Here is a 23,569-nt window from a genome sequence, read left to right as displayed (position 1 = left end):
CCGAGCCAACGAGCCTGAACCATGAGCAATGCAACGCGACAGACAAGCGACGTCATGCCGGGCACCGCGGGCAACGGCCGTCGCTTGAGAATGGGCGCCACGCCGTGTGTGCCCACGTCACTCGTGCTCGCGTCGATCGCGTCGGTCGCGGTCGTCGTATTGGGAAGCTGGTACACGGTTGCCGTCATGCGAACCGCCCTCCTCTCCGCTCATTTCGATGACGTGTGGGTCAATGCGCTCAGCGTGGTGCTCGCGTTGCTGTCGATCCCGATCGTGTTGCCGGTGGTGCGCGCACTCAGGGCGTGCGGCCGTATTCGCGATGCGGCCGCACACGAGGATCTCGCGGAAGCACGTGGCGCCCGTTCGGGGGCTCGGGACCAGTGCTTTGTCGCGTTGGGCTATGCATTGGCGCAACTGGTCGTGATCCTCGTGTTGCAGTTCTTCCTGGTCAACCATCAGGCGGTAGCCAAGACATTCTTCCTGGTACCCCTGATGGTGAAGACGTTCCCACTGGTGCTCACCGCATTCTGGATGAACGTCAAGATCTCCGTCATTACCGAAGTGCTGGTGTTGATCTGGGGGTTGATCGTCGCGCTCGCGATGTTCGCGCCCGGTGTCGCCGGCAAACCGGTTCGTCTGATCGCCACTGCGTACGTCGATATCTTCCGTGCGGTACCCGCAGTGCTGGTGATCTATCTGGTCGGTTTCGGCATTCCGTTGACCGGCATCCCGATGCTGAAAGATTTTTCGCTGACGGTGTTCGTCATCATCGCGTTGACGTTGACGGTGGGCGCTTACGTCGCGGAGATTTACCGCGCCGGCATTCTCAGCATTCACTGGAGCCAGAACGCCGCGGCGCGTTCGCTTGGCTTGTCCCATTTCCAGACCTTGCGCTTCGTCATCGTTCCGCAGGGGATCCGGCAGATCATTCCGCCACTTCTCAATTCCTTTATTTCGTTGCAGAAAGATACGGCGCTGGTGTCGGTGGTGGGCGTGATCGATTCATTCAACCAGTCGATGCTGATTGCATCGAATTACTACAATCTTTCCGCGGTCAGCACCGTGGCGCTGCTTTTCATCGTCGTATCGATTCCGCAAACGAGATTTGTCGAGCGGATGATGCGGCGCGACCGCGCCCGTATGCGTGCTGGCGAAGCTTGACGGAGATTCCATGTCGTTTATCGACATTCGCGATATTTCGAAATCGTACGGTGACGTGCCGGTTATCAAGCGCCTCGCGATGACAGTCGGCGAGCATGACGTGGTGTGCCTGATCGGGCCGTCAGGCTCGGGGAAGTCGACGCTACTGCGTTGTATCAACGGTCTCGAGTCGATCGACGACGGCGAGATACTGGTGCATGGGGATCGCATCACCGGCCCGGGCGTCGACGTCGATGCGTTGCGTCGGGACATCGGCATCGTGTTTCAGGGCTACAACCTGTTTCCGCACATGAGCGTTCTCGAGAATGTGACGCTCGCGCCGATTCGCGTTCTGAAACAACCCCGAGATCACGCAGAAGAACGCGCGATGACGCTGCTCAGGCGCGTTGGCCTCGCGCACAAGGCGAAGGAATATCCGGACCGGTTGTCGGGCGGACAGCAGCAGCGCGTGGCAATCGTGCGCGCGCTGGCGATGGATCCGATGGTGCTGTTGCTCGATGAAATCACTTCGGCGCTGGACCCCGAACTGGTTTCCGAAGTGCTGAACATCGTGCGTGATCTGGCGAGCGAAGGCATGACGATGCTGCTCGCGACACATGAGATGGGCTTCGCGCGGGAAGTGTCATCGAAAGTATGTTTTCTGTGCGACGGCGCCGTCTATGAAGAAGGGCCGCCGGAACAGATCTTTGGCGATCCGACTCGCGACAGGACGCGGGCGTTCCTTAAGAGTATTCGGGAAGCCAAGCGGATTTGAGCGGTGCCGCTGCACGCCAAACGCCGCCCATCCTATACATAAGCCCGCTCGCGCACCCATTTGGTCGCAATCCACTTGTCGCCTGCCGTAACCGGCGCACCGCCATGCAAACTGAGCGGATCGACCTGCCCGGCGCGATTCGTATAGCGGAAATAGACCGCGTGTCCGCGCCTCGCCTCTACCGCCATGCCGGCGTCCGGGAAAATCGTCGCGCCGCCGCCGGGCACGTCGTTCAGATAGACGATCAAGGTGGCGACACGCTGCCCGCCGCGCGCGGTATGCAGCGTGCTGCCGGCTTGCCACGGCGGAAAAAAGTCGAAGTGCGGCCGATATTCCGCACCGACCGGATAATGCAGTATCTGCAGGCCTTCGCCGTTTTCGACAGGACTATTCGTCAGCGCGGCAAAACGTCGGTCGAGCGTCTCGATGAACGCGTCTTCGGCACGCTGGTAATACAAGCCTTCGCTCGTACGATTCTGAATGACGTCTTCGCTGCCGTCGTCGGTATTCACCGTCGTCGAACGACGCAATGAATCGCGTGAACGCTCGATCAGCTGCTCGCACTCGCTGTCGGAGAGCACGTTGCCAAACAGGATGAGTTGCGGACGCTCGCAGCGCATCAGCACATCGATATCGCGGTCGTGTGCGCGAATCACGTTGCGCAGTTCAACCGGAGCGGCATCATACTCGTAGCCGCCGGCAATCGCGGCTTGACCGGCGGTTGCCACAGCCGCTTGCCCGAAGGACTGAACCGGTTGCGTTTGCGGCGCCATCTGCTGAGCGGCGTTGCGGCCCGCGATCTGCGCCGCGATCGCCGTACGGGCAATCGCAGCATCGATGCCGGCCTGCAGCATCGAGTCGAGCATCGATTCCGCGGAACAGCCCCGCTGCGTGTTCAAGGCGAGCCAATCCCGCCAGGCAGCGTCCAAAGCGATCATCAAGCATCCTTTGCGAAAAGCGCCAACCCCGCTACCAACGCGGGCGCGGCGAGCACCATGAAGACCTGGTCGGCGCTCCACGCCGCTGCCAGCATCTGTGCGCCCAGAAATACGCTCAGCAGCGCACCGCACCGCCCCGCGCCGTGCATCCAGCACGAACCCGTCGCGCGCGCCCGCGTGGGATAGAAGATCGTCGGCAGCGCGTTGACGCTGCAGATCGCGCCGATCAGGAAAAAGCCGAGCACGAATGCCAGCAACAGCATCGACACGACGGAATGAAAGGCAAGGCCGATGCCGACGAACAACGCGCTGCTTAGCACGTACGCCAGTGCGGGTATCTTGTGTGGATTGCGCCGGTCCATCCCCCACCCCAGCGTGAGCGCGCCGAGCACACCGCCCGTCTGATACACGGCAGCAATGCTGGCGGCGAACTGGAAGCTGAAGCCCGACTCCCTGATCAAGGTCGGCAACCAGTTCGACAACATGTTGCTCGCCAGCAAGGCGGCGAAATAGGTGAGCCACAACATCAGGCTGCCGAACCGGTATTGCGCCGAGAACAGCAGTTTCGTTTCGGCGCGGCCGGCCTGCTCAGTCGACGCGACGAAAACGGATCGCTCGGACGTCGTCCCCGGCGCCATCTTTTCGACGATCGCGCGAATCCGCGATGCACTCGCCTGCGTCGCCACCAGAAAGCGCACCGATTCGGGCAGCAGCATCTGCAGAACCGGCAGCAACACGAGCGGCAACGCGCCGCCGACCAGCAGCAGGCTGCGCCAGCCGAAGACCGGAATGATCCACGCCGCGAGATAGCCGGCGCACGCCGAGCTGAACGACACGCCGCAAATGATGAACGATACCGACAGCGCACGGATTCGCGGCGGCGCATATTCCGCAATCAGCGTCGCCGTGTTCGGCACCACCGACCCCACACCGAGACCGGTCAGAAAACGAAACAGGATCAGCGGCAACAACACGCTGGCGGTTGCGGTCAGCAGCGTGGCTGTGCCGAATAGCGCGACGCTGCCGAGCAGCACTGTCTTGCGGCCAAAGCGGTCGGCAAGCGGTCCAGCCACGATCGCGCCGACGATCAGGCCGAATTGCGCGCTGCTCAACACGGGCCCCAGAGCCTGACTGCTGATATGCCACTGCTGCTTGAGCACCGGCACGATAAAGCCCATCACGGCCATATCGAACCCTTCGAGGGCGATCACGCAGAAACCGAGCAGCAGCACGATTTTTTGCAGCCGTCCAAGCGGACGCCCGGCAATCATCGCGTGTACGTCGACGCAAGCAGGTGTGTTCACCGCACTACTCCCCGGAAGTCTTTCACTCAACCACGCGTCACGCGCACGATTCACTCAGGCGGTCGCGCAAGACCTTGCCGGTTACCGTGCGCGGAAACTCATCGACGTAGAACAGTTTTTCAGGGCTGATCGGCCCCAGCTTTTGCGCGGCCCATGAGAGCAATTCGTCCGCCCGCGTGCCGGCTGACCCCACCACCACGACCGCCACCGCCAGCAGATCCCGCCCCGCGGCTTGCGGCAACACGAACGCCGCCGCCTCGCGCACCGCGGGATGCGTTTCCAGCACGCTTTCGACGTCGCGGAACGAAACCTTGTTGCCGCTCACGTTGAACACGTCGTCTTCACGACCTTCGATATACAGCAAGCCATCCGTGTCGAGCCGCGCGCGGTCGTGCGGGTAGTACCAGCCGTCGCGAAAGCGCTGGTCAGTGAGCGACTCGTCGAGATGGTACCGGTCGAACATCTGCTCCACTTTCATCCGCAGACGGCCCGACCGGCCAGCCGGCAATGGCCGGTCCTGTTCATCGACGATTTCGACCGTCACCCACGGCACCACATGGCCCGCGCAATCCGGCGCGCGCTTCATCATTTCAGCCGATGCGACGGCAACCGGGCCGACCTCCGAGGTTCCGTAATCGGCGTACACATGCGGCGTGAACTTGCGCACCAGCGCATCGAGCAGACGCGGGCTCGGCGCGCCACCGAGCATGCGCAGGCTGGTAACGGACGGAAAATGGATATCGTCGTCTTCGAGCAGCGCGAGGATGTCCTCGGCCATCGCGGGCGACAGCAGCCAGTGCGTGACCGCATGCGAGCGGACCATGTAAGCAAGATTGGCCGCCGATCGCTGCGGCGACAGCACCACCGCGCCACCGATCACCAGCATGCGCATCGCCTGGCCGAAACCCACCGCGAAATTCAGGTCCAGCGGCAACAGGCGCGAGTTCGGATCGCGTATGTCAGTCGACTTGACGACACGATCCAGCATATAGCCGTGGGTGCGCAGCACGCCTTTGGGGTCGCCGGTCGTGCCGGACGACAGCGAAATCCAGCACGGATCGTCGGCTCGAGTCTTGGTGGCCGGCAGCAGCGGCACGCGTCTGCCAAGGTCGACCGCGCGCAGTTGCACAAACGGCAAACCATCAAGCCGCATATCGTCGCGCCCCGACACCACCGCCACCACGTTGAAGCGGCGCGCCGCGAGCATCCGTCGCTCGGGCGCCAGCGCGGTGTGCAGCGGCACTGCGATCGCGCCGATCCGCGCGATCGCCAGCAGCGTCACCAGGTGCAACGAGGTCTGCTCCATCGACACGCCGACCGTCTGCCCGGTGTGCACGCCATCGCCGAGCAGCTTCAATGCAACCACGTGCACTGCCGTGACCAGTTCGCGAAAGCTGAGCACGCGCTCGGGAAGAATCAGCGCGGGTGCGGCCGGTTGCCGCCGCGCCCGGTATTCGATCGCTTCGGTGATGTTCCACACGCCGGCAGGAATGTCTAACGGACTCTGCCGCGGGATGATAAGGTCGACCATGCTTTTAAACGCCCGGCAATCCGCCATTAAAGACGTACAGTATCGGATGTCAATCGGTATTTATTCTTGGCAATGCATAACCGGTAATACCCGGCAATACATTGCGCATCGCCAGGCAATACGGCCACCTGTTAACGGCGATGCAACGCAAAACTTTAGGATGGCGGCCCGATTTCTTCAGATGCCCGCCCGATGTGGACTGCGAATGCTCCGAGCCAATAGAATCGCATATAACGGCACCAACAGGCATGCGCAACGCCCCTGTCTGAATTTCGCAATAGCACGCTAAAAAACTTCACGAGTTTATTCGGGTTACTGCATACTCGCGCTCGTGTAAAACCCTCTACCTTGGCGTATCTCATGAGTAGCCCGACCAGACAACCAAAAAAACGTGCAATTGCAGCGGCCCTTACCGGCGTGCTGGCCGGAGCGACACCGCTCGTTGCCAAGGCCAACTGCGGGGTGAACGGAACGATCAGCAGCAACAGCCCCGAGATCGGCTGGTCATCGGGCAACTGCGCGATCAACCCGAATGTCGTCCTCGCCAACTTCCAGACCGCGACGGCGCTGCTGGCAGTCGGTGCCGGGCTCGGAACGCTGACCAATAACGGCACGATCGCCGGCACCCGATACGGCTTCCTGAATGCCGCCTCGATCGGCACCGTCATCAACAACGGCAGCATCCTCGCGATGACCGTCAGCGCGGCCGGGCTATTCAACAACTCCGCGATCGGCACACTGGTCAACACGGGCACGATCAGCGCCGGCAGCACCGGTATCTTCAACCCGGGCAGCATCGGTACGCTGACCAACACCGGCTTGATCAACGGTAGCGGCGGCTTCGGTTATACCTTGTTCACCGGCATCCGCAACAACGGCACGATCACCGTGCTGGAAAACAATGCCGGCGGCCTGATCACCGGCGGCAGTTCGGGCATCAACAACGGCGGCCGGATCGGCACGCTGATCAATAGCGGCAACATCACCGCATCGAACGGCCCTGACCTGTTCGGCATCCGCAACAACGCCGGCGCGACGATCAGCACGCTGACCAATAACACGAGCGGCTCGATCAGCGGCGGCGCGAGCGCGATCAACAACGCCGGCGTCATCGGCACGCTGACCAATGCCGGCACCATCAGCGGCGGCGGCGACGGCGTGATCAATGTCGGCCAGGTCGGCATCATCAACAATACCGGCACGATCAACGGGCAGTTCGGCCTCGCCAATTCCGGCAGCATCGGCAGCCTGACCAACAGCGGCACGCTGATGGGCAGCAGCGCGATCGCGCTGTCCAACCAGAGCGGCGGCACGATCAGCGGGCTGAGCATCACGGGCAGCGGCTCGATCGTCGGTCGAACCGGCATTTCGAACGCCGGCATCCTCGGGCAGATTTCCAATAGCGGCCTGATCACCGGCTCGGTGGCCGCGATCAACAACAGCAGCACGGGTACGCTCGGCACGATCACCAACTCCGGGGTGATCGCCGGCAACATCACCAACCTGTCCACCAACGATCTGAACATCAATGGTGCCGCCGACTCGAGCTTCGGCACGCTGACCGGCATCGGCGGCGCGATGGGCACCATCAGCAACGCGTCGTCGAATGTCAACTTCGGTTCCGGCAACCTGCTGCTCGACAGCAATATCAATGTCGGCAGCAATGCGGTCAACAACGCGGGTACCGCGGTGCTGCAAGTCAACCGGACCGTCGCGATCACCGGCAATTACACGCAAGGCATGAATGCCACGCTGCTGGTCGGCGTCGCGGACAACGCCAACGCCGGCGGCTCGCTCGCCGGCGATAGCGGCTACGGCCGGCTGGTCGTGTCGGGTAGCGCAAACGTGGCGGCCAACTCGAGCGTCACGCTGCAGAAGCTCAATGCCTACGGATTTGCGGCGGGTCAGCGCTTTGTCGTGATCGACGCGGCCGCCGCCGGCACCAACTACAACGCGGACCACCTGACGTACTCGATCGCCGGAGGGGCGAGCGGACTGGTCGTCAACGGTGCGGCCGTGGCAAACGGCGCGAGCAACAGCGACCTGGTGCTGACCGTCGCCGATGCGACGTCGCCCACACCCACGCCCACGCCGTCACCGTCACCGTCACCTTCGCCGTCACCTTCGTCGCCGACACCGACACCGACGCCGACACCCACACCGAGCCCGAGCCCATCTCCGACACCCACGCCGACACCGACGCCGACGCCGACACCCGCGACTGTGCCGAACGCACGTGCCGCGCTCGGCGGATTGCAAGGTTACAAAGGCATCAACGACCTCGCGCTGCTGAATCTGTACAACGCATCGCTCGCGCTCAGCGCGACCGGCACCCAGGCTGAGGTCAACCGTGCCGGCAAGCAGCTTGCGCCGACTTCACAGTCCAACTCGAGCCGCGCGGCCGCGGCGCCGACCTTCGACACGCTCAACGTCGTGTCGAGCCACGTGAACGGCCTGCGCCTCGCCCAGCGCGACGGCAGCAGCGGCATCTCGACCGGCGAAGCCTCGCCGAACTGGGGCGTGTGGGGTCAGGCGTTCGGCGGCCACGCAAGCCAGGACGAGCGCGACCAGATCGACGGCTTCAGCTCTAACTATGCCGGCCTGATATTCGGCGTCGACCGGGCGGTATCCGATGCATGGCGTGTCGGCGGCGCGTTCAGCTACAGCAACGCGGCGATCAACAACACCGGCGACACCGCCGGCGACAACACCCGCGTCAACTCGTACGGCCTGATCGGCTATGCGAGCTACACGGCGAGCCGCTGGTACGCGAATCTGTCCGTGGGCGCCGTGCAGCAACGCTACGACACGAACCGCGCGGTCGACTTCAGCGGTTTCGCGGGCGAGGCCAACGGTGCCTTCAACGGCCAGCAATACGTGGCGCGCGGCGAGGTCGGCTATCCGATTGCGTTGGGCGTCGCAACGGTCACGCCGCTCGCCACCCTCACCTACAGCTACCTGCATCAGAGCGCCTATACGGAAAGCGGTGGCAATGGCGCGGCACTGTCGGTCAACGCATCGCATCTGACCTCGGTCACGACCGACTTCGGCGCCAAACTCGAGCGCGAATTCGCGACCTCGTATGGCACGCTGGTGCCGGAGCTGACCGTCGCGTGGCGGCACGAGTACAACAACACGAACCAGTTGACCAACGCGACCTTCGCCGGCGACCTGAGCGGCGCGAATAGCTTCACAGTGCTCGGCACCAGCCCGGTGACGAACTCGGCCATTTTCAGCGCAGGCGTCACGCTGCTGCGCGAAAGAAATCTAAGCGTCACGGCGCGCTACGAGTTGCAGGCCGGCGGAGGCTTCCTGTCGCAGGGCGGCACGCTGCGGTTGCGGCAGTTGTTCTGAGTGCGAGCGGTGAGGCCGGCGCGGACGCCGGCTTCGCGCGCGATCACATGTATTTGCACCGGCCGCGCAAGCGGCCGCGTCCGTTTGAGGCCCGGTCCAGCCATCGGCACAGACAGGGTCACGCCGATCGACCATGCTACGATTTCGTGGCATCGACTTTCTCCTACGACTCGCGGATCCCCCAGCATGTCTAGCGGCATCTCTTCAGGCAATTTGAACATCCCGGAAGCGCTCGGGCAGGCTTACGCACACTGGAACGCCGGCCAGGCCGACCAGGCCGAAATGCTGGCCCAGCGGGTCCTCGCCGCGTGGCCGGGGCAGACGGACGCGCATCATCTGCTCGGGCTGATGGCGCACGCCTACGGCAACCTGGATCTGGCGATCTCCCATCTTCGCCAGGCTTGCCTCGCGCCGCGCGCGCCGGCCGCCTATTCGAGCAATCTCGCCGAGATGTACCGCCAGAAAGGCATGCTGCAGGAAGGCGAGGAAGCGGCACAACGCGCGGTCGCGATGGACCCGACCTTCGTCAACGGCTGGAACAACCTCGGCATCCTGCTGCAGGAAGCGGGCAAGCTCGAGCAAAGCCGCATATGCCTGGAGAGGGTCGTCGCGCTCAACCCCGACTGGGCCGAAGCACACAACAATCTGGGCAATACGTGGCGGCTGCTCGGGCATATGGACCACGCACAGGCGTGCTACACGCAGGCGCTCACGCTCAATCCGTCGTATGCGGAAGCGCATAGCAATCTCGCCTTCCTGCTGTCGACCCAAGGCAGCTATGACGACGCGGCGCGGCATGCGCAGCAGGCGATCGATCTGAATCCGCGTCTGATCGACGCGTATCTGAACCTGGCCGAGGTTGAAGTCTCGCGCCAGCGCCACGACGCGGCGCTGCGCGTGCTCGATATGCTCAACGCGTTCGCGGCGCAGCATCCGTCCGCGCTAACCGCGCGCGCCAAGGCGCTCAGACAGGTTGGACATCTCGACGAAGCGTTGGTGGCTGCGCGACACGCGGTGGCACTCGTGCCGCACAACGCCGAGGCTCACCACACGCTCGGGCTCGTGCTGCAGGATCTCGGCCTGACGGACGAAGCACTCGAAGCGTACGAGGCCGCCGCGAGATTACCCGGCACCATCGCCGAAGTCGCGCTGGTCGGACGCGCGACGCTGTTCATCGAAGCGGGCCGCCGCGCCGACGCGCTGGCGGCTTTCGACCACGTGCTGAGCCAGTTCCCGGGCTCCGCGCAGGCCTTGTCGGCGCGCTCGGACCTGCGCACGTATAGCGCAAACGACCCCGACATTCAGGCCCTGGAGGCGTATCTCGCACAAGGCGAACGGCGCTCGCTGACCGATCGCATCGCGGCGCATTTCGCGCTCGGCAAGGCATACCTCGACATCAAGGATCCTGCCCGTGCGTTTGGCCACCTCGACGCCGGCAATCGCCAGAAGCGCGCCTCTTTCCACTATGACAGCGACGAGACCGGCCGCTGGTTCGAGCGCATCCGCGCGAGTCTCACGCACGAGCGATATCAGCAGCTGGCGGGCCTCGGCGATCCGTCGACGCTGCCTGTGTTCGTAGTCGGCATGCCGCGCTCCGGCACCACGCTGATCGAGCAGATCCTTTCGTCGCATCCGCAGGTAACGGGCGCGGGCGAACTGACGGCGCTGCGCGTTGCGGTCGAGGGCCTCGGCCCCTTCCCCAACTGGCTCGATGCGCTAGACGTCGATGCAAACGCGAAAGACACGCTGCGCCAGTGCGCCCAGGCGTATCTGTCGCGCGTGACGCCGCTTGCGCAGGGGCGCCCGCACGTAGTCGACAAGATGCCGGGCAACTTCGCCTATGCCGGACTGATCCCGCTGATTCTGCCGGGCGCGAAGATCGTTCACGTGCGGCGCGATCCGGTCGATACCTGCCTGTCGTGCTATACGAAGCTATTCGGTGGACTGCAGCCGTTCGCCTACGATCTGACCGAGCTTGGCGTGTTCTATCGACAATATGAACAGCTGCTGGCTCACTGGCGTGCGTTGCTGCCCGCCGGCTCGTTCATCGAAACGCAATACGAGGCCGTCGTCGACGACCTGGAGAACGAAGCCCGACGCCTGATCGAGTTCGTCGGGCTGCCGTGGGACGACGCTTGCCTGAACTTCCATCAAAACCGCCGGGTGGTGCGCACCGCAAGCGTGAACCAGGTACGCCAGCCGATCTATAAAACCTCGAAGGGCCGCTGGCATGCGTACGCGCAGCACCTCGGCCCGCTGCTCGACGCGTTGGGTGTGAAAGCGCCGTGATGCCCAGCCCGGCACCCGACATTCGCGCGATCGATCAGCAGATCCGGCCGCTCTTTGAGGAACAACGCTTCGAGGAAGCCGAAGCGATCCTGCGGCCCTATCTGGCCTCGGGCAGCGGCCCGCTGGTGCTGTGGAAACTGCTCGCCGCCGCGCTTCGCCCGCAGGGCCGCATCGCCGAAACGCGCGCGATTCAGGAGATGCTGGTCGCGAGCGCGCCCGGCGATTTCCCGGCGCGTTTCGATCTCGCCGAAACCTTGCTGCTGCTCGGCGAGTTCGAACGCGGCTGGCGCGAGTATCGCTATCGCTACAGCCTCGCGCACACGGCGGGCATCGAGCGCAAGGTGCAACTGCCGCGCTGGGACGGCCGCGCGATGCCCGGCAAGACGCTGCTGATTCACGACGAACAGGGTTACGGCGACACGTTCCAGTTCATGCGCCTCGTGCCGATGGCCAAGGCGCGCAGCGGCGCGCGCGTGGTACTCGAGATCAACGCCGAAACGCTGTCGCTGGCGCAGCGCAGTGCGGGCTTCGACGACATCGTCACGCGCGGCACGCTGCCGCCTGCGTTCGATATGCATTGCGAGATGATGAGCCTGCCGATGGCTCTGGCTCTCACGCTGGACGACCTGCCGGGGCCCGTGCCGTATCTGAGCGTCGATCCGCGGCGCGCCGGGCATTGGCGGCAGCGCCTCGCGAATCTGCCCCGCCCGCTTGTCGCGCTAGCATGGGCAGGACGGCCCACGCATTTCAACGACAAGAACCGCTCGCTGACACTCGCGCAACTCGCGCCACTCGGGATGGCCGGCGGCACGTTCCTGTCGATTCAGAAAGGCCCGGCCGCCACGCAGGCCGACTCGCCTCCCGAAGCCATGTCGATGCTGTCGCTGAGCAACGACATTGCGGATTTTGAGGACACCGCGGCAATTCTGAGTCTGGCCGACCTGCTGATTTCCGTCGATTCGTCGCCGGTCCATCTGGCCGGCGCGTTGGGCTGCCCGACGTGGGTCATGCTGCCAAACGTACCAGACTGGCGCTGGCTGCTCGGGCGCGACGACACCCCCTGGTATCCGCATACGCGTCTGTTCCGGCAGGACGCGCGGGGAGACTGGAGCGGTGTGATTTCCCGCATCGCAGCCGAACTCGCGCAGTTCAACAAACGCTAAGGCATGCGTGCGATGCGGCCTGGCGATCGCCTGCGAGATGGCCACGCGTTGAGTGCGGCGGTGGCTCCGGTTCTGCTGTTACTCCTTTGCGCACTCGCAATCGCCGGTTGCGCGGCGCTCGACCCCGATGCGCACGCCGACACGCTCGCGGCTCCTGCACATTTGCATCGGCAAACCGTCGACACCGGCCGCTTCGTGCTCACCGCGTTCGCGCGAATAACGCAACATGACAAGCCGCTTCGCGTGTATATCGAAGGCGACGGCCTTGCGTGGCTGTCGCGCACGGTGCCGTCACTCGACCCGACGCCCCGTCAGGCAGAAGCTCTTGCACTCGCGGCGCAGGACGCCTCGCCAAACGTCGTCTACCTCGCACGCCCCTGCCAGTTCACGCCGATGACGCTCAATCCACAGTGTGGCATTCCTTACTGGACAAGCAAACGCTTTGCGCCAGAGGTAATCGAGTCGATGAACGACGCGGTAAACCACTTCGCGGCGCTTACGCCGGGGCAGCCCGTGGAACTGGTCGGTTATTCCGGTGGAGGCGCAATTGCGGTTTTGATCGCAGCACAGCGCACTGACGTCGCTTCGCTTCGAACAATTGCGGGCAACCTCGATGATGAATTCGTCAATCGATTGCATCGCGTGTCGCCGATGCCCGAATCGGAAAACGCCATCGATTTTGCCGGGCCGGTTGCACGCATTCCGCAGATTCATTTCAGCGGCGCAGACGATACGATTGTGCCGCCGTCCGTCGCACGACGTTTCGTCGACGCGACCGGCACCGCGTGCGCGCGAGCGATAACCATTCCAGCCAAATCGCATGACAGCGACTGGAGTCGCGCCTGGCCCGAATTACTGCAAATTACGCCGATATGCGCGGAGCCCCAGCGCTGACAACGGGTGACGATTCAGCACGATCGGACGCTTGATGGCTGACGTTCAGTTATCTGCTGGGGCCGCCCCTATTCCGGACAAAAGAGCGCATACTCCGCCGCGTGCGCCTACCGGAGCTGACGGCATATATCTTGGGAAAACTCGGTCATTTGCTTGTCGTAGCCTTACTGCGCTCGCTCTCAATCCTTCCTTACGAGTGGGTCGCGAGGCTTGGCAGCGCGCTTGGTGCGGGCCTTTACGCACTTCCTGGCCGACGCAAGCATATCGTCCTTGTCAACCTGCGCCTGTGCTTTCCGGACAAGTCCGGGCTCGAGTGCGACGAACTCGCGAAAGAGCATTTCCGCCACGTCGTACGCAGCTATCTCGAACGAGGCATTCAGTGGTTTGGGAGCGAGCGCTCGATCAGAAATATCATCGACATCGAAAGCGAGATTGACCTCGAAGAGGAAAATCCTCCGCCCACCATCTTCATGGGGTTTCACTTCGTCGGCATCGAGATGGGGTGCATGCTTTATTCGCTGCAGTCGCCCATCGCCGCGCTGTACACCCATATGTCGAATACCCGTCTTTGCGATCTGGCCAAACGGCAGCGCGGCCGGTTCGGCGCCGAGATGATCGAACGGTCGATAAGCGCCAGGAAGATCGTGAGCCTCCTTCACGAGGGCAAGCCGGTGATGCTTGCTGCCGATATGGACCACGGCATCGAAAACTCTGTTTTTGTGCCCTTTTTCGGCGTTCCCGCGTGCACGCTGACTTCGATTTCACGACTGGCCAAAGTCGGACGCGCGCGCGTGGTGCCGTTCGTCACCGAAGTACTGCCGGATTTCAAAGGGTATCGGCTGAAGGTCTTTGCGCCGCTCACCGATTTCCCGACGGGAAGCGATACGGATGACGCGCGTCGCATGAACGCGTTTCTCGAGACCCAGATACTGAGGTTCCCCGCTCAGTATTACTGGGTGCATCGACGCTTCAAACATCGTCCGCAGGGGATGCCGGCGGTTTATTGATTGTGTGGCGAAGCTGGGCCTCGACGGATCGTTTCGCCAGACAGGCCGCTTACGCCTTCATACCTGCAGCCACTCCAGGCTGGTCTCACGCTCCAGATTCTGCAATCGGTCAAACAGCGCACTCATCGCAGCAGCCGGATGATCGCTCGTTAGCAGCATGAATTTTTCGCGCAGACCGGCGCGGTCTAGCGGACGTTCCGGCGTACCGCTGAACGCAGTCACGCGCTCGGTAAACATGCGGCCATCGTTGAGCGTGACCTTGACGTTCGCCGCGAGATCCGCATTCCCCTGCCCCGGCGTCACCGTCATGCTGACCCGCTGCGTCATCGTGAGAATGTCTGCATCGCGCACCACGTTCTCATCGAACGAGCGCGGATCGACCGGATTGCGATACAACGCAAGCGCCACACAGAACGGGATGCTGAACTGCGCGAGCAACGCGTCGGGCGGATGCGGGATATTGTTGACCGTCGCCATACGCTGACTACCTGCCACTTCGATCGACGCCACATCCTGCGCGCCGAACCCGTGTGTCTTGCGCAAATCGAGAATCGCTTCAACCGGCGTGTGCGCAGTGATATGACACGCGTAGCGCTTGATCATGATGTTCATGGTCTCGTACGTCTGCCCTAAACCGAGCGTCAGCTGGTTGAGATCAAACTCCGGGCAGAACGCGCGCAGAAACCCGCCCTCGCCTTCGAGCACCGTACTCGGCCCAGTGAACCCCTCAGCCGCCAGACTCGCGGCCACCACCCCACCCTCTGCCGCGCGCCCGACATTCAGCCGCTTGACCATCGCGCCATTGCCCGCATGCGCGAACGCCAGCAGCCCGCCCGAACACGATCCCGCCACGCCGAGCGCGTTGGTCATTTGCCCCGCATCCAGCCCGAGCAGATGGCCGACTGTCGTCGCTGAGCCGAACGGCCCGACCGTGCCGGGCGCGTGGAAACCGCGCTCCTCGTTGGTGTGTCGGGTCGCATAGCCGATGCGAATCATCACTTCCGAGCCCGCGACGAAGGATGTCAGCAGCGCACGCCCACCCAATCCCCGATCCTGCGCGATCGCGAGACCCGATGAAAACAGCGTAGCGCCGGGATGGCCGCCGCTATCCGGCTTGGTGAGGTTGTCGAGTTCAAATGCATGGGCCATCGCGCCCTGCGCCAGCGCCGCCGCCGGCGGATGCACGGGCTGCGTGCCCGCACCGAGAATCTGGCTGCGGCCGCCCGATCCGTTCTGACGCACGTACGCGATGATCATCTTGCTCCACGGCAGACTCGCACCGTAGATGATGGTGGCCACCGCATCGGTCATGCAGTCCTTCGCGCGTTGCAATACCGGCGCAGGAATGTCCTCATAACGCAGTGCAGTGCCGTAGTGCGCGAGGGTCACGGTCGGCGATGGTGCGCCTTTCGCTGGGGGCGCGGTAGGTGCCGTAGACGCCGTAGCCGAGGAGGCTGCGTCGCCTGTCTGCGCAACCGTGTCGGCGGCGTGAGCCGCCTCGCCCATCAGCGTTTGCGGTGCCGCGCCAGCAAGCAGACTGGCCTGAATGAAACGACGCCGGGTCAACTGAAGGGGGGTGTTCTCGCTCAAAGCCGTCTCCTCGTTATGTTTGGTGGACGCAATCATACGTGCGTCAAAGCGCGACGTGGAGGTCTATTGAGACGTTGATGTCGCGACTATTTGCCAAGGCATTTAATGCCGACGCAGCGCATAGCGCATTCATTACTTTATGCGTTCAATTCTTTCAATTCCTTTATTGTCATGCACGTAACGAGTGCGATGTCTCGCGTTATATTGCCCCCGCAGTCACGCTTCCTAAACAAAACTTAAACGGAATCGTTATATTTCTGGCAAATAATACGGCCTCTGCCTACATCTATATAACTTTGTCTTTACGTAACATCACTAAAGACATGCCCTCGACTCGCTTATCGGTCGTCCATCTCCGACCCATTGGCGCGATTTAAAACCAGCGAAATAAAGAAAAAATCCGGTGCGATGACACAGGCCGGATATTTTCCAATAATCAGGCAAATCATGTTAACCAGGATACGGAATAGCACCGTAGGGGTGGCTTTAACCTTGATATTGGCGGCATGCGGAGGCGCGAACAATGCCCCCTCGCCGACTTCGTCATCGGGTGGATCGCCGCCTGCGCCGCCCGCGGGCGGCGGCACGTCGACGCCGCCGGTGCTGGCGTCGCTGACGCAGTTCGTCAACCCGTTGATCGGCACGGCGCCGGGCACCTCGCCGACGCCCACGGCGCACGGCGCGGGCGGCAACACGCTGCCCGCAGCCGGGTTGCCGTCGGGCATGGTGCAGTGGGGACCCGATACCAACACCACGCCGGCCGCAAGCACCACCGCCGAACCCGGCTCGCCGTCGGGCTACTACTACGACTTCAACACGATCGCCGGTTTCAGCCTGACGCACATGAGCGGCACGGGCGGCTCAGGCAACAACGGCGAAATTCCGTTCATCGCAACCACCACGCTCGCCAACCTGACGCCGACGTTCTCGCACGCAAACGAGATCGCAAAGCCAGGCTACTACGCCGTGGCGCTCGACAACTCGGTGAAGGTCGAGCTGACCGCGACGCTGCGCACCGGCTTCGGACGCTTCACATTCCCGGCGAACAGCCCCGAATTCATCCGCATCGACACTACGCACACCAACACGTTGACGGCGACCACTGGCGCCATCAACCAGTTGTCGAGCACCGAGCTCTCGGGCTTTACGGTGGGCGGTGATTTCGAAGGTGCGGCGAGCCGTGTGCCGGTCTTTTTCTACGCCGTATTCAACCAGCCGTTCGCGCCCACCTCGACCGTTGCCAGCGGCGTCGCGACGCTGTCCTTTACGTCGACTGCGCCGGTGCTCGTCAAGGTCGGCATCTCGTACGTCAGCATGGCGAACGCGAAGGCGAATCTGAACGCCGAAAACCTCAGCTGGGACTTCGACGCGGTCGAGGCCACCGCCGACGCCGCCTGGAACCAGCGCCTGCATTCGATCGTCGTTGCGCCGAGCTCGGCCACGACCATGACGAACTTCTACACCGCGCTCTATCACGCGCTGTGGGCGCCGAGTATTTTCAGCGACGCGAACGGCCAGTACCTGGGCTTCGACGGCGCGACGCATACGGTGGTCAGCGGCCAGAGCGCGCAGTACTCCGGCTTCTCGAACTGGGACGTCTATCGTTCGCAGATGGCGCTGCGCGCGATGCTGTACCCGACCGAGACCAGCGACATGGTGCAATCGCTGCTGAATGACGCGGATCAGTGTGGCGCGATTCCGCGCTGGGTCAACGACAACTACGACTCCGGCACGATCGTCGGCGACGGCGGCACGAACATCCTCGCGACCTCGTATGCATTCGGCGCGCAGAACTTCAATACGACGAGCGCGCTGAACCACATCATGGCGCAGTTGAATACGAACAACCTGGCGGTCTGCAAGAACGCATCTGGCACGGTGATCGGCGTGAACGGCGGCCGCTCGACGTATCTGAAGTTCGGCTACATCACGTCGGGCGAATCCGCGATCGCGTCGTCGAGCCTCGAATACAACCAGACCGACTTCGCCGCCTCGCAGTTTGCGGCCGCACTCGGCAACACGTGGATGGCGAAGCAGGCGCTGGGCCGCTCGGCCGGCTGGCAGTATTCGATCAACACGGCATCCACGCCGCCGCTGCTCGAAGCACGTTCGACCAGCGGCGCCTATCTGAACGAAACCCAGACCAGCACCGACAACTACGAACAGGGCAGCGCGGAGCAGTACACGTGGATGGTGCCGTGGAACCTGACCGGCCTCGTGAACCTGCTGGGCGGCAACACGACGGTACAGACGCGACTCGACGCGCTGCGCACCCAGCTCAACGCCGGCAATGGGTCGGCGAACCTGTACATCGGCAACGAGCCCTCGTTCGCGATTCCGTGGGTGTACAACTGGGCGGGCGCGCCGTCGAAAACGTCCGATCTGATCAGGGACATCGTCACGACGCAGTTCGCGGCAACGCCGGGCGGTCTGCCGGGCAACGACGATATGGGTGCGATGTCGAGCTGGTATATATGGGCGATGCTCGGCATGTATCCGGAGGTGCCAGGCGTAGCCGGTTTCGCGCTGCATAGCCCGCAGGTGCCGGCGGCCACCATCACGCTGGAGAACGGCAAGACGATCACGATCACCGCGGCCGGTGCGCCGACCTCGGGCTACGTGCAGTCGCTGCAGGTGAATGGCAAGGCAGTCAATACGCCGTGGCTGTCCTTCTCCGACGTTGCGAACGGCGGGTCGGTCAGCTACGCGATGGGCAGCACGCCTTCCGCATGGGGGACGGACGCGTCGAATCCGCCGCCGTCATTCGGTCTGCCCGAGTACGCAAGCATCGCCGACGCGTTTAACAACCAGGGCTTCAGTCTCGACACCAGCGTCGCGAATACCGGCCTTGGCGCCGCATTCGACGGCAGCCTGAACAGCTATTCGTCGGTGGCACTGGCAGGCGTGATCGGCTCGACGGGCACCGTGACGACGCTCGGCGCGACGTTCTCGCTGCCGGTCAACCTGACGAAGAACCAGCAGCAACTCGACAACGTGGTCGCGGCCGGTCAGACGATCGACATGCCGGCGGGTTCGACGGGGACGAGCCTTGTGTTCGTCGGGTCGTCGGGCAATGGGCCGAGCACCGGCACGGTGGTGGTCAATTACACCGACGGCAGCAACACGTCCGCTTCGCTGACGCTGGACGACGGCACGTTGAACGGCGGCGGCGGGACGTTGACGAATACGGTCGTGGCGTTGATGCCCTATCGCAACACGCCGACGGGCGGCCAGGACAATACGAAGAGCTATCTGTTCTCGCAGGCGATCGCGATCACGCCGGGCAAGATCGTGAAGAGCGTGACGCTGCCTTCGAACGTCAGCGCCGGGAAGATGCATATCTTCGGTATCGCGGTGGCAGCACCGGTATAACGGGCTTGCGCGCATCCTGTGCGACGACGGCGTGGAACGCGTCGTCGCGACGGGATGCGCGCGGCTCGCTTTGGTGAAGCGTCACTCACTGCGGCGCGGTCGAGATGCCGGCACGCTGGCGTGCATTTCGTGACGCCGGCATTGACTGGGATCGACAATAACGTCGCTAAGGGACGGCGGGAATATCTACCAACTCCACCCGTCGATTGGCTTGAGCGACTTTACGTCTACTAACAAGGGCGTTCGGTGGTGACCAGTCGAAGGCTCAAATGGAACGCCTACGATTTGCACCCTGTGACCAATTGCCTTTTCTGCCACGGACCGCTCCGGATCGTGAACGACGATCTGAACAAAATATGTTCGCCCGGCGTCGGAACTCAACGTGGTTAATGCCTTGGAATCGGCAAGCTGCGTTAAAGGTGTGGCGGGCAGTTGCAAATACAGCGAGTGTTCGACACGGTCGCTATCGGGATTCTCGCCGTAATTGGGCGGCCCATAAAACTCGCCAACCTCGAGGGTTCCCTCGAGCGCAATCGAGGTCGAAGGTTCGGCCGACTTGCCGGCTGCTACCACACAGAACAAGACGAGAATCAATGCAAGACGGGCGGGGCTCATGTGCGCCAGCATGTTTAGGCCTCGAAGAGACTAAGATGGTCCGAAGTCACCGACTCATAACTCGAAGCAGATAGCCACGCTCGGGCACCGGTGACACTGGCGTCCGTGTAACCCCACACCGCTACCTTACGCGCGGTCATTTCATCACTCGCCATCCCAGCCAAGGCGCCGATTTCAGTCAGATCACCGGCTCGCTTGATCAGTCGCTCGATCCAACGTTCGAGGTGCGGTCTTCCGGCAAGCGTATTGGACTTACTGCGATTGCAAACAGGGTGTGCCAGCACAAAATTGTGCGCCTGATCCCTTGGATACAAAGAGAACGGGACAAAGTGATCGACGTCGACCTCAACAACACTGAGCCCGCAATAAAAGCACTGCGGGCCGTCGAGCTTGCGCAACTGCGTTCCAACAATAGCCAGCGACTGACGCGAGGCGCGAAAAAGGAATTCCTCCAGGTCGCCCACGTCACCCAGAATTGCATGATTGCGCCGATTAGTCTTGATGTGCTCGACCCATCGAGTACGCGACATCTGCTGCACCAGCGTATAAAAGCGTCGCAAAGAGTATGCGACTCCGTGTCTGAGCGTGATGCCTCCACGGGCCGAGCGCACATAGATGAACGGATCCGTCACGCCGCCAAAGTTTTGAAGGTAGTTCAGTGGCTGGGCAGACACAACAGCAGCGACCTTGGTGAGAAGGGTCGCAAAATCAGCAGTGGCACTAGCCTGCTGGTAGGTCACGCCAGGGAAAGACGCTCGGAAATCTGCAATAGCACTCAAGATCGCCGCCGGACTTCCAAGATTCTGGCTCAGAACACCTGGCTGCGTTCCTGGACGGCCAGTTCCGTACGGATTGATTTGCCGCCAGTAGAGTTGGATGAAGCGCTCCGCGATCTGCCGATTGGTCAAACTGAGTTCGGCGCCATCGTCAGCGCCGAGTTCCACCGCCAGGTCAGCCAGCGAGATCAACAAGGCGAATTTGTAGGTTGCAGTAAAGTCCCCTTCCCCGAGCAACCGCTGAAGCTTCGCAAGAAAAGTGAGCTGCGCCTCAGCCGACGGTGGTGGAAGGGGCGAGTTCAATTGCGCTTGCTCCAATAGTCGGCCTTCTCGGGAATGACCCATCGCACACCGCCCCGTGGATCCGGTTGGTCGTCTTTGAACCGGGGTATCAGATGTATGTGCAGGTGAGGCACCGTTTGTCCGGCAGCAGGACCATCATTGATGCCAACGTTAAAACCATCAGGCTTGAATTCGGCGGCAAGTGCTATTTTGGCTTCACCGAGCAGCGTCATAAGCGCACAGCGCTCGCCATTGCTAATCTCGAAAAAGGAACCGACGTGGCGCCTGCAGATAACGAGACTATGGCCCGGTGACACCGGAAAGCCGTCGCGAATCACGACTGCGTGTTCGTTTTGCATCTTAATGCGAGAGACGGGCATCGAGCAAAATGGACAAGGTTTCGACGTCATTTGGGTGATTGAAAAAGTATCTGTCGATATTGTCAGGACGCTGAAGATGCCATACCTGTTGCGGACCTGGAGGTGTCTGAACTAGATATCTCGCCCTCCTCCAAGCGGAATTGCTCAATTATTCGCTGATTGTGGTCATCGAGATAGCCCTGCAAGTCACTGCGACCCACCAGGCGAACCGATGCAGCACCGGCAAGTTCTATCGCCGATCTTGTGAAGTACGAGTTTGTGACGACCATGGCCTCATCGCAGCCGTAGAAGCTTTTGGCAGAAATGGCCTCTTGAACGGCGGCGTTGCCGACGCTTCCAGAATAGTTTTTCGCTTGAATGACGATCTTCTTTCCAAACCTGCTCACGAAAAGGTCAGCACCCTGATCACCGCTTAATTTAGTTCCCTCAACATCGTAGCCCGCGGTTTGGAAGATCTCGGCCAGGAATTTCTCGAACTCGTATCCATTCATGGCATCGACGTGGTACATCGTGACAAATCGGCTAGGGTCGAAGTGCTCCAGCTTTGTCGCGAGGCGTTGGACAAGAACGTCAAAGTGAATCTGTTCACAAGTCTGTAGCCACGCCTGAAGGGTTGGCCACGGTAAAAGTGGTGTACCGAAGAGTGATGATGCCTGCTCCGCATACGGAAGCTCAGCATGACGTATGTCGTTATCCCACAAGAAGTAGAAAAAGAGGCTGAGATCGCTTCTGAAACTAGTGCCTGCCTCTACGATCCACGATCTCAAAATATCAACCACGGATCCCTTGATGTGTCGGGAAATCTCGTTCGAAAATCCCAGATATGCTGCGTTGAATCCGGTCGTAAGCAAGAGCTTATCGAGCAGATGCGGAAGTTCTTCCAGTTCGGTGAAACCCTTGCGGATCAGTACCTCTCGAAACAGCTCTCGATTCGAGTAGGACCCGTTCGTCCGCGCGCCTGGCGTCCTGGCATCGTTTGAGTCAATGCCGTCGTGCTTGATAGTGTGAAAGAAGTTGGCGAAGTACGGCTTCTTGAGTTCTGAGTATTTCCGCAACACACCCTGAAGCAGGCCATTGAGCTGCGCCTGCTCTTTCTTCTTCCCAAGTAAATCCTTTAAAAAACCTTTAGTTTGGTACTGGAATTCCGGGTAGAACGACGGGTCAAGTGGGACCTGTTGAGCCGCCGAAGTCTGCTGACTGCTTTCCGATACGTGAACAGACGCGCACCAAGGACACTTAATTTCGAATGACGTTCTATTGCAAGAGCTGCATTGATAAATCACAATTGGTCTCCACACTGGGTTCTTTTTTGAGTTTTCTAGCAGAATTTGGGCCGATACTACCCCTTGATCCGCAGCGACATCGTTACATCGTCAACTGAGCATCCAGAAATACGGAATCTGTCAATGCGTCGGCCAACCTCATCAAAACCAAACGAACGGTAGAGTCCGATAGCAGCATGGTTGTCGCTGAAGACAGACAGGTCGATCCATTCGATATGATTGCACGTAGCGAACTCTATGGCTTCCAGCATCAACCCACGTCCAATTCCTCTACGATAAAAGTTCGCCTCAACGCCGATGCCGAGGGTGGCGCGATGTTTCTCTGACGGTATGCCTGACCCGCTGAGATCAAGGTGTGCGACGAAACGTGCGTCAGGACTTTCCACAGCCCAAACCCTCATCCTTGCCGGCTGAGGCAAAGGGGTCGACAAGCTTCTTTCGAAGCGCGCACGACGCTCGGTTGATTCGAAGTCAACGGTTTCCATCGGCGAAAAAAATGGCCGGCCGTCGCGCCCCGATTCAGAAATCTGTCTGTTTAGATGCTCCGCCCAACGCTTGAAGTCGGAGGACGTTAGAGCAACGGTCGTCAGCATCCTCATCGGCTCAGTGAAATTGACTGGAAAGAATTGTCGCCGATGTCGATCATAAAACGGAATGATCGCTCTCGGCTGGAGCGATTCACGCCTGTCCACAATCACGGCAAGTTAAACCTTCGTCGATCTGTTCGTTGGGTCCATTCGATGGCAGCGACTACCCATCCCCGCTTGCATTCACCGATTTGGCGATCTACTGTTATGCCCAATCGATAGCGCCCGCACCCCAAGCAACTCCACTGCCCGAGACATAAGCACAAACCCTTATTGTTTCACGGGTGCC

17 protein-coding genes are annotated in these 23,569 nt (G+C 61.6%); 8 read left to right on the top strand and 9 right to left on the bottom strand.

Annotated features, from left to right (window positions below; translation table 11 throughout):
• Nucleotides 1-21 precede the first annotated feature (21 nt).
• Both ACYVNQ_RS31320 and ACYVNQ_RS31315 read left to right on the top strand, forming a co-directional pair.
• Entirely contained in the window at nt 22-1,161 is a 1,140-nt protein-coding gene (locus ACYVNQ_RS31320; protein ID WP_460908314.1) for an amino acid ABC transporter permease, read from the top strand.
• A 10-nt stretch (nt 1,162-1,171) separates the two neighbouring features.
• Complete coding sequence (locus tag ACYVNQ_RS31315) at nt 1,172-1,915, top strand: amino acid ABC transporter ATP-binding protein (protein ID WP_460908312.1); 744 nt, start codon at nt 1,172-1,174, stop codon at nt 1,913-1,915.
• Between the two features lie 32 nt (nt 1,916-1,947).
• Here ACYVNQ_RS31315 and ACYVNQ_RS31310 read toward each other — a convergent pair whose 3' ends face one another.
• The 3 genes from ACYVNQ_RS31310 to ACYVNQ_RS31300 are packed head-to-tail and all read right to left on the bottom strand — an operon-like array spanning nt 1,948 to nt 5,688.
• A complete protein-coding gene (locus ACYVNQ_RS31310) occupies nt 1,948-2,853 on the bottom strand; it encodes a 2OG-Fe(II) oxygenase (RefSeq protein WP_460908310.1) in 906 nt (301 codons plus the stop codon).
• The gene (locus ACYVNQ_RS31305; protein ID WP_460908308.1) at nt 2,853-4,157 is read right to left on the bottom strand and encodes an MFS transporter; all 1,305 of its coding nucleotides are present in this window, start codon (nt 4,155-4,157) and stop codon (nt 2,853-2,855) included. The genes ACYVNQ_RS31310 and ACYVNQ_RS31305 overlap by 1 nt, the downstream gene beginning before the upstream one ends.
• Before the next feature lie 37 nt (nt 4,158-4,194).
• Nucleotides 4,195-5,688: a class I adenylate-forming enzyme family protein gene (locus ACYVNQ_RS31300; protein ID WP_460908306.1), complete on the bottom strand. Its 1,494-nt coding sequence runs from the start codon at nt 5,686-5,688 to the stop codon at nt 4,195-4,197.
• A 360-nt stretch (nt 5,689-6,048) separates the two neighbouring features.
• On the opposite strand from ACYVNQ_RS31300, the gene ACYVNQ_RS31295 reads away from it, so the two are divergent.
• The 5 genes from ACYVNQ_RS31295 (at nt 6,049) to ACYVNQ_RS31275 (ending at nt 14,395) form a co-directional block, all read left to right on the top strand.
• Nucleotides 6,049-9,042 (top strand): autotransporter outer membrane beta-barrel domain-containing protein, encoded by a 2,994-nt coding sequence (locus ACYVNQ_RS31295; protein WP_460908304.1) that lies wholly within the window; start codon nt 6,049-6,051, stop codon nt 9,040-9,042.
• Nucleotides 9,043-9,228: 186 nt separating this feature from the next.
• Nucleotides 9,229-11,331, top strand: a complete 2,103-nt coding sequence (locus ACYVNQ_RS31290) for a sulfotransferase (protein ID WP_460908302.1) — start codon at nt 9,229-9,231, stop codon at nt 11,329-11,331.
• A complete protein-coding gene (locus ACYVNQ_RS31285; RefSeq protein WP_460908300.1) occupies nt 11,331-12,494 on the top strand; it encodes a glycosyl transferase family 8 in 1,164 nt (387 codons plus the stop codon). Before ACYVNQ_RS31290 ends, ACYVNQ_RS31285 begins: the two co-directional genes overlap by 1 nt.
• A 12-nt stretch (nt 12,495-12,506) precedes the next feature.
• Complete coding sequence (locus tag ACYVNQ_RS31280) at nt 12,507-13,388, top strand: alpha/beta fold hydrolase (RefSeq protein WP_460908298.1); 882 nt, start codon at nt 12,507-12,509, stop codon at nt 13,386-13,388.
• Nucleotides 13,389-13,519: 131 nt separating this feature from the next.
• Nucleotides 13,520-14,395, top strand: a complete 876-nt coding sequence (locus ACYVNQ_RS31275; RefSeq protein ID WP_460908296.1) for a lipid A biosynthesis lauroyl acyltransferase — start codon at nt 13,520-13,522, stop codon at nt 14,393-14,395.
• Between the two features lie 57 nt (nt 14,396-14,452).
• On the opposite strand, the gene ACYVNQ_RS31270 is transcribed toward ACYVNQ_RS31275, so the two are convergent.
• On the bottom strand, nt 14,453-15,985 hold the full coding sequence (locus ACYVNQ_RS31270) for an MmgE/PrpD family protein (RefSeq protein WP_460908293.1): 1,533 nt from the start codon (nt 15,983-15,985) through the stop codon (nt 14,453-14,455).
• A 447-nt stretch (nt 15,986-16,432) separates the two neighbouring features.
• On the opposite strand from ACYVNQ_RS31270, the gene ACYVNQ_RS31265 reads away from it, so the two are divergent.
• A complete protein-coding gene (locus ACYVNQ_RS31265) occupies nt 16,433-19,357 on the top strand; it encodes a GH92 family glycosyl hydrolase (RefSeq protein WP_460908291.1) in 2,925 nt (974 codons plus the stop codon).
• Nucleotides 19,358-19,543: 186 nt separating this feature from the next.
• On the opposite strand, the gene ACYVNQ_RS31260 is transcribed toward ACYVNQ_RS31265, so the two are convergent.
• The 5 genes from ACYVNQ_RS31260 to ACYVNQ_RS31240 all read right to left on the bottom strand — a co-directional run bounded on the left by ACYVNQ_RS31260 (nt 19,544) and on the right by ACYVNQ_RS31240 (nt 23,286).
• Entirely contained in the window at nt 19,544-19,984 is a 441-nt protein-coding gene (locus tag ACYVNQ_RS31260; protein ID WP_460908289.1) for a DUF4431 domain-containing protein, read from the bottom strand.
• Between the two features lie 2 nt (nt 19,985-19,986).
• On the bottom strand, nt 19,987-21,051 hold the full coding sequence (locus tag ACYVNQ_RS31255) for an HNH endonuclease (RefSeq protein ID WP_460908287.1): 1,065 nt from the start codon (nt 21,049-21,051) through the stop codon (nt 19,987-19,989).
• Nucleotides 21,048-21,389 carry an HIT family protein gene (locus ACYVNQ_RS31250; RefSeq protein WP_460908285.1) on the bottom strand — a complete coding sequence of 114 codons (342 nt, stop codon included), beginning with the start codon at nt 21,387-21,389 and terminating at the stop codon, nt 21,048-21,050. The genes ACYVNQ_RS31255 and ACYVNQ_RS31250 overlap by 4 nt, the downstream gene beginning before the upstream one ends.
• Nucleotides 21,390-21,472: 83 nt before the next feature.
• Nucleotides 21,473-22,693, bottom strand: coding sequence for a restriction endonuclease (locus ACYVNQ_RS31245; protein WP_460908283.1), 1,221 nt, complete (start codon nt 22,691-22,693; stop codon nt 21,473-21,475).
• Nucleotides 22,694-22,749: 56 nt separating this feature from the next.
• Complete coding sequence (locus tag ACYVNQ_RS31240; RefSeq protein WP_460908281.1) at nt 22,750-23,286, bottom strand: GNAT family N-acetyltransferase; 537 nt, start codon at nt 23,284-23,286, stop codon at nt 22,750-22,752.
• Nucleotides 23,287-23,569 lie beyond the last annotated feature (283 nt).

It is taken from the genome of Paraburkholderia jirisanensis, from assembly GCF_054782355.1.
The sequence above is the reverse complement of the archived record's forward strand: the minus strand, read 5'-3'. Positions and strand labels throughout refer to the sequence as shown.